The sequence below is a fragment of the Daejeonella sp. genome (assembly GCF_037719425.1).
Taxonomy (GTDB): Bacteria; Bacteroidota; Bacteroidia; order Sphingobacteriales; family Sphingobacteriaceae; genus Daejeonella.
This window is the reverse complement of the sequence record NZ_JBBJNI010000203.1, coordinates 1-5,996: the sequence shown is the minus strand read 5'-3', so window position 1 is coordinate 5,996 and position 5,996 is coordinate 1. Positions and strand designations below refer to the sequence as shown.

Below are 5,996 nucleotides of genomic sequence, written 5' to 3'. Positions count from 1 at the left end.
ATTTCTATTCATCGTTGACCTTGTTTTTTGTCAACCTATGTCAGGACAAGTCAGAATCACTAGGCTTCCTGCTCTCCGTGCCTGCCTGTAGGCAGGTTTTTCCTCCGTGGACTCCGTGGTTTCAACGACCCATCAGTAAGTTGTTTTTGTATAATACATATGAATTCTCCATATATGATACTCTGCGCGAAACCTTTGCAACCTTTAAGGCTTTCTGTATGGGCAGAGAATATTCCATCCGGTTCCCGCGTAAAATCATCTTTTCGCTAATAATTCCGAAAGCTCTTTTACGGTTGCGGCAAACATTGGTTTTTTTGCCAGGTTGTTGATTTCACCCGGATCATTTACTTCATCATACAATTCCATTCCTGCTTTTCCTCCATCCCATTCAGTATATCGCCAGCGTTCTGTCCGTATACTTCGGCCACTAAATTTCCCGCGCACTAATTGCGTGTAAGCTGGCCTGTCCCATTTGGCATCAGGGTTCAGTAACAGCGGTTTTAAACTTTTTCCCGAAAGTTTTTGGGTTACAGGTAAATTACACAGCTCTGCCAATGTGGGGTACAAATCTACAAGTTCCACTGTGCGTCCGGATACTTTTCCTTTCAATCCTCCCGGCACTGAAATGAGTAAAGGCACCCTGGCAGCTTTTTCGAAAAGACTCTGTTTCATCCATTGTCCGTGCTCTCCCAGATTGTAACCATGATCACTCCAAAACACTATTATGGTTTTATCTCCCAGCTTTAATTTATCCAAAGCATCCAACACCCTTCCAACCTGTGCATCCATAAAAGAGATAGATGCAAAATAAGCCCTGATAGCTTCTTTCCGTTTAGTTGCACTCAAACCCCAGTTAGCAGGTTTTGTAAAAAACGCTGCCTCAGGGATATCCTCCAGATCATTGGCAGGCTCCTGCGGCAATACAATTTTATCTAATGGATATTTGTCGAAATACTTTTCAGGCGCCACATAAGGGGAATGAGGTCTGAAAAAACCTACGGTAAGAAAAAATGGCTCATTTTTATTTTGCTGCATCAATTTTATGGCTTCAGTAGCTACTTTTCCATCTGTTTGTTCTTCATCATTTCCCTCTGCAGTAAGGTAGGCCAGGGTAGAACCAAGGGCACGGCCTGGAATTAAATTTGTTATCTTATTTTCTTCCGCCTTGTCTCTTCCTTTTGGATTAATCCTTTGAACCCATGAAATGGAATCATCCATCCCGTTTGTTCCAATATCGCCGGGTACCCCATAGTGAAAAACTTTTCCAACCCTGGCGGAATAGTAGCCATTATTTTTAAATAACTGCGGGATTGTTACAACATCAGGGATATTTTCCCGGATAAATGTAGTATTGTTAAAAACCCTTGTCACATCGGGATTTAAGCCCGTAAGCAGGGAAGATCTGCTTGGATTACACAGAGGAAACTGGCAGTAAGCTCTGCTAAATCGAATCCCCCGTTTAGCCAGGGCGTCAATATTTGGGGTTTTCACTAAAGGATGGCCATAGCACCCAATGTCCGTGTTCAAATCATCAACGGCTATAAAAAGCACATTGTATTTTTTTTTAGCAGCTGATTGTGCATAAAGGGGTTCTGTTCCAATATGCAAAACAAATATGGCAATCATGATTACCCATACAAGGTAATAATCAATGCATTCACACCTTTTTTTCATTCTATGGCGATGTTTTCATTATTGAATTTTAAGATTCGAAATCTTATTCAAATGACAATGTAAGAATTATTATAAATAAATAAAATAACTATTGGGGTACATAACAAATGTCGTAAAGTACCACCCCTTTGAATTCCCCGCTCCGAAAGAATCCCTTTGGCCAGCGAGGTTAAGGCGTCTGTTTTTCCCTTTGCGAACTACACCCTCTGCAGTAAAGAACACGTCCAAAGTATTATCTTTACCCCATGTCCATCCCCGCCAAAAATCCAAAAATCTCCTTCACTATCATGAATGAGCTGGTTCTCCCCAATGATACCAATACACTTAATAACTTAATGGGAGGTAGATTGCTGCACTGGATGGATATCGCAGCAGCCATTTCAGCGCAAAAACACTGTAATAATATAGTTGTTACTGCATCTGTGGATAACGTTTCCTTTCAGCATCCTATTAAACTGGGAGATGTGATCACTATCGAGGCGCAGGTTACCCGTGCGTTTACTACCTCTGTTGAAGTAAGGCTTTCTGTATGGGCGGAGAATATCCCCTCAGGATCCCGCGTCAAATCAAATGAAGCCTATTACACTTTTGTGGCGATTGATCAAAACAGCAAAACTATACCTGTTCCGGCTATAAAGCCTGAAACCGAGGATGAACAAACATTATTCGATGGAGCTCTACGACGCCGTCAACTGCGCCTCGTTCTCGCCGGCAGAATGAAAGCAAAAGATGCAACGGAACTGAAAGCATTATTTTCGGAGTAGAATCTGAATCCTACCTCCTACCTCCGAAAAATTATTTTTCCTTTCCATCTCCCTTTATTTTTTACATATATTAGATAATTATATTGATTGCTTCTAAGACAGGATATACAATCTCAACTAAGTATCAAATTAACCTATGAACTATGTATAAAATTCTACGAACGAAAAGCTAAATCTCCTAAGAACCAGATAAGCCGAAAGCATTTCTGCTTTCTGTTGGGCATTCAATTCTAAAATCTCAAACATTCATCAGCAAATACTCCGGGTCGATGGTATTTTGCTATAACCAAACTCAGCAAATGCATAAAAATCATTTACTAAAATTGGGTGCACCGAGTTCCCGTAAAGTAGGGGCTATCACGCGTCTGACCACCCTAATCATCATTGCTGCATCCCTGCAAGTCAGCGCAGCAGATATCAGGGAAAAGTTGAAGTCTTCATCCAGGACCATAGCCGCTTCAGCAAAACGTGCTGATATCGTGGTGAGAGGGCAGGTCAAAGATTCTAAAGGCGAAACGCTCATTGGAGCAAGTGTTAAAGTTAAAGGCACTGCCCTGGGCGTAAGTACGGATGTCAATGGTAATTTTACCTTGACCCTGACCGATCCCAACAGTACCCTGGTGTTTTCATCCATTGGATACACAAGCCAGGAAATTGCTGTTAACAATCGGACGGTCATTAATGTGACACTTCTCGAAGATGCCGCCTTACTTGGCGAGGTTGTGGTTATCGGATATGGAAAGCAGAAAAAAGTCAATCTGGTCGGAGCTGTTGCTGCCGTTACCGTTGATGAGAAGCTTACAAGCAGAGCCCTGCCTAATATTTCATCCGGATTAACAGGACTGGTACCGGGCCTTGCGGCTGTTCAGTCTTCGGGTATGGCAGGTAATAACAGAGCTAGTTTAATCATCAGGGGATTAGGTACCGTAAATAATGCCAGCCCGCTGATTGTTGTCGACGGAATGCCGGATGTGGATATTAACAGAATTAACATCAATGATATTGAAACCATTTCTGTATTAAAGGATGCGACATCTGCCGCTGTTTATGGTTCCAGAGCTGCCAATGGGGTTATCCTGATCACTACCAAGACCGGTAAAGGGCAAAATAAAACAACCTTGAATTATACCGGCAACACCTCCCTCACCACACCAACCCGGGCTATGGAGTTTATGGCCGATTACCCAAGAGCTTTAACTCTTCACCAGCGCAGGGCTGCCGTAAATACACTTCCAGGCAGCCAAACCTTTAGAAACGGCACCATCGATCAATGGATGGCACTGGGAATGGTTGATCCGCTGCGTTACCCCAATACCGACTGGTGGGATGTAATTATGAGAAATGGAACGTTTCAAAATCATAACGTATCTGCATCCGGCGGTAGTGACGCATCTAATTTCTTCGCTTCCGTTGGAATGAAAGATGAAAAGGGTTTACAGATCAATAACGATTATAAGCAGTACAATGCGCGTTTCAATTTCGACTCGAAGGTTAAGAGTAATATGAACGTTGGTGTACGGTTTAATGGTAACTGGTCTGATTTTACTTTCGCATTATCTGAAGGGTTTACCGATCCCGACCCTACAAATACCGCAGGCACGGATATGCAGTATGCTATTGCAGGCATCTTGCCTTATGATCCTAAAACAGGCTATTTTGGCGGAGTTATGGCTTATGGCGAAGATCCTCAGGCCTACAATCCGTATACGCTCTATGTAAATAATCAGAATCAAAACAATCGCCAGGAAATAAACAGCAGTTTTTATTACGACTGGGCGCCTATAAAAGGACTGACAGCCCGTGTTGATTATGCGCTTACTTATTATAACCAGTTTCGCTTGAATGCGCCTACTCCTAATCAGGCGTATAATTTCCAGAGTTCGTCTTTTGGTAGCCGGATATACGTCGGCAACAATGCCGGGGTTTCCAATCAAACCAACACCGGCTTTAAGACTTTACTGAACGGGAGTATAAACTACACGCGAAGTTTTGGGAAAAACCATGACCTTAGTGGCTTATTGGTTTATAGTGAAGAATACTGGAAAGATCGTTTTCAGGGCAGCTCCAGGAATGACCGCCTGCACCCTTCCTTGAAGGAAGTTGACGCTGCGCTCACAGATATTCAGTCTACCGGCGGTAATTCCAGCACGGAAGGCTTGCGATCTTACATCACCCGGATAAATTATACCGCATTTAATAAGTATCTGTTTGAAGCGAGCATACGGGCAGACGGGTCTTCGAAATTTGTTGAAGGAAGTCAGTATGGCTACTTTCCTTCGGCAGGTTTAGGATGGCGTTTTACCGAGGAGAGTTTCATTAATCAGTTTACCAATAAATTTATGAACAGCGGTAAGCTGAGGTTCAGTTACGGAAGTCTGGGAAATAACAGTGGTGTAGGACGCTTTGAGCAGCAAGAGACACTCAATACCTTAAACTATGTAACAGGGTCGAATGTTCAGAAAGGATTTGTAAATAGCAAATTAATTAATCCTTTCCTATCCTGGGAGACAACTACCGTCTTCAATGCGGGTCTGGATCTGGCCTTTATGAACAGTAGATTGAGTGCAACCTTAGATTACTACGATCGCTTAACAACCGGGATGAACCGGCCTTCTGAGTTTTCTATTCTTCTTACCGGTGCTTACAGCCCTCCTCCGAGAACCAATATTGGTAACCTGAGAAACCAGGGAGTGGAATTAGACCTTGGATGGAAAGATAAAGTGGGCAACTTCTTTTACGGTTTAAATGTAAATGCTTCCTACAACAGAACAAACCTGGAAAAATGGAACCAGTTTTTAGGTCGCGGCAGTACATTCCTGAATATGCCTTACCGTTTTGTATACGCCTACCAGGACAAAGGCATCGCCCAAACCTGGCAGGATGTATATAATGCTACACCACAAGGAGCTGCTCCCGGAGATCTTCTTCGCGAGGATTTAAACGGGGATGGCCGTATTGACGGTAACGACAGGAAAGCGTACGATGGAGCGCAGGAAGACCGCCCGAGCACTTACTTTGCCTTTAACGGAAATGTCGCCTGGAAAGGCCTGGACCTTTCTGTACTATTGTCAGGTGCTACGGGCCGCAAGGATTTCTGGATTAACGCTTACAATAACATGAACTTTGGAAATTCACGCTATGCTTCCACCGTTGATCATTATAATAACCCATGGTCGGTTGAGAACCGCGACGGTGCATGGCCGCGTCTGGGCGGAAATGGTGCTAACCGTGAAACCACCACATTTTGGCTGGATGATATGACTTATCTGCGTTTAAAGAATATTCAGGTGGGTTATACCGTGCCTTCCAAATTACTGAAACGTGCGGGCGCAAGTAGTCTAAGAATTGCAGGATCGGCAGAAAACCTCGGGACTATTTCCTCTTTCAGGGGGCTTGATCCGGAAAAACAGTCGGACTCCAACAATCTCTATCCTATTAACAAATCTTATTCTGTTGCTGTCAATCTTACGTTTTAACAGCTGTTCAAATTCATGTACTCAGCCAAAAAAATATAATTGAAATGAAACTTAATACAAAAATTTTATTCATAAGCCTTAT

The 5,996-nt window shown here is 43.1% G+C and carries 3 protein-coding genes; 2 read left to right on the top strand and 1 reads right to left on the bottom strand.

Features of this window, described 5'->3' with window-relative positions:
* Positions 1-255 precede the first annotated feature (255 nt).
* Positions 256-1,674, bottom strand: coding sequence for a sulfatase (locus tag WKF69_RS18225; protein WP_340383772.1), 1,419 nt, complete (start codon positions 1,672-1,674; stop codon positions 256-258).
* 245 nt (positions 1,675-1,919) lie between these two features.
* Between WKF69_RS18225 and WKF69_RS18220 the strand changes: the two genes are divergently transcribed.
* A complete protein-coding gene (locus WKF69_RS18220) occupies positions 1,920-2,438 on the top strand; it encodes an acyl-CoA thioesterase (protein ID WP_340383770.1) in 519 nt (172 codons plus the stop codon).
* A 299-nt stretch (positions 2,439-2,737) separates the two neighbouring features.
* Positions 2,738-5,914: a TonB-dependent receptor gene (locus tag WKF69_RS18215; RefSeq protein WP_340383768.1), complete on the top strand. Its 3,177-nt coding sequence runs from the start codon at positions 2,738-2,740 to the stop codon at positions 5,912-5,914.
* Positions 5,915-5,996: the final 82 nt, after the last annotated feature.

What these genes read in the sequence shown, in the direction of transcription:
- WKF69_RS18225 (WP_340383772.1), bottom strand. Translation starts at nt 1,674, where the DNA reads ATGAAAAAAAGGTGTGAATGCATTGATTATTACCTTGTATGGGTAATC.
- WKF69_RS18220 (WP_340383770.1), top strand. Translation starts at nt 1,920, where the DNA reads ATGTCCATCCCCGCCAAAAATCCAAAAATCTCCTTCACTATCATGAAT.
- WKF69_RS18215 (WP_340383768.1), top strand. Translation starts at nt 2,738, where the DNA reads ATGCATAAAAATCATTTACTAAAATTGGGTGCACCGAGTTCCCGTAAA.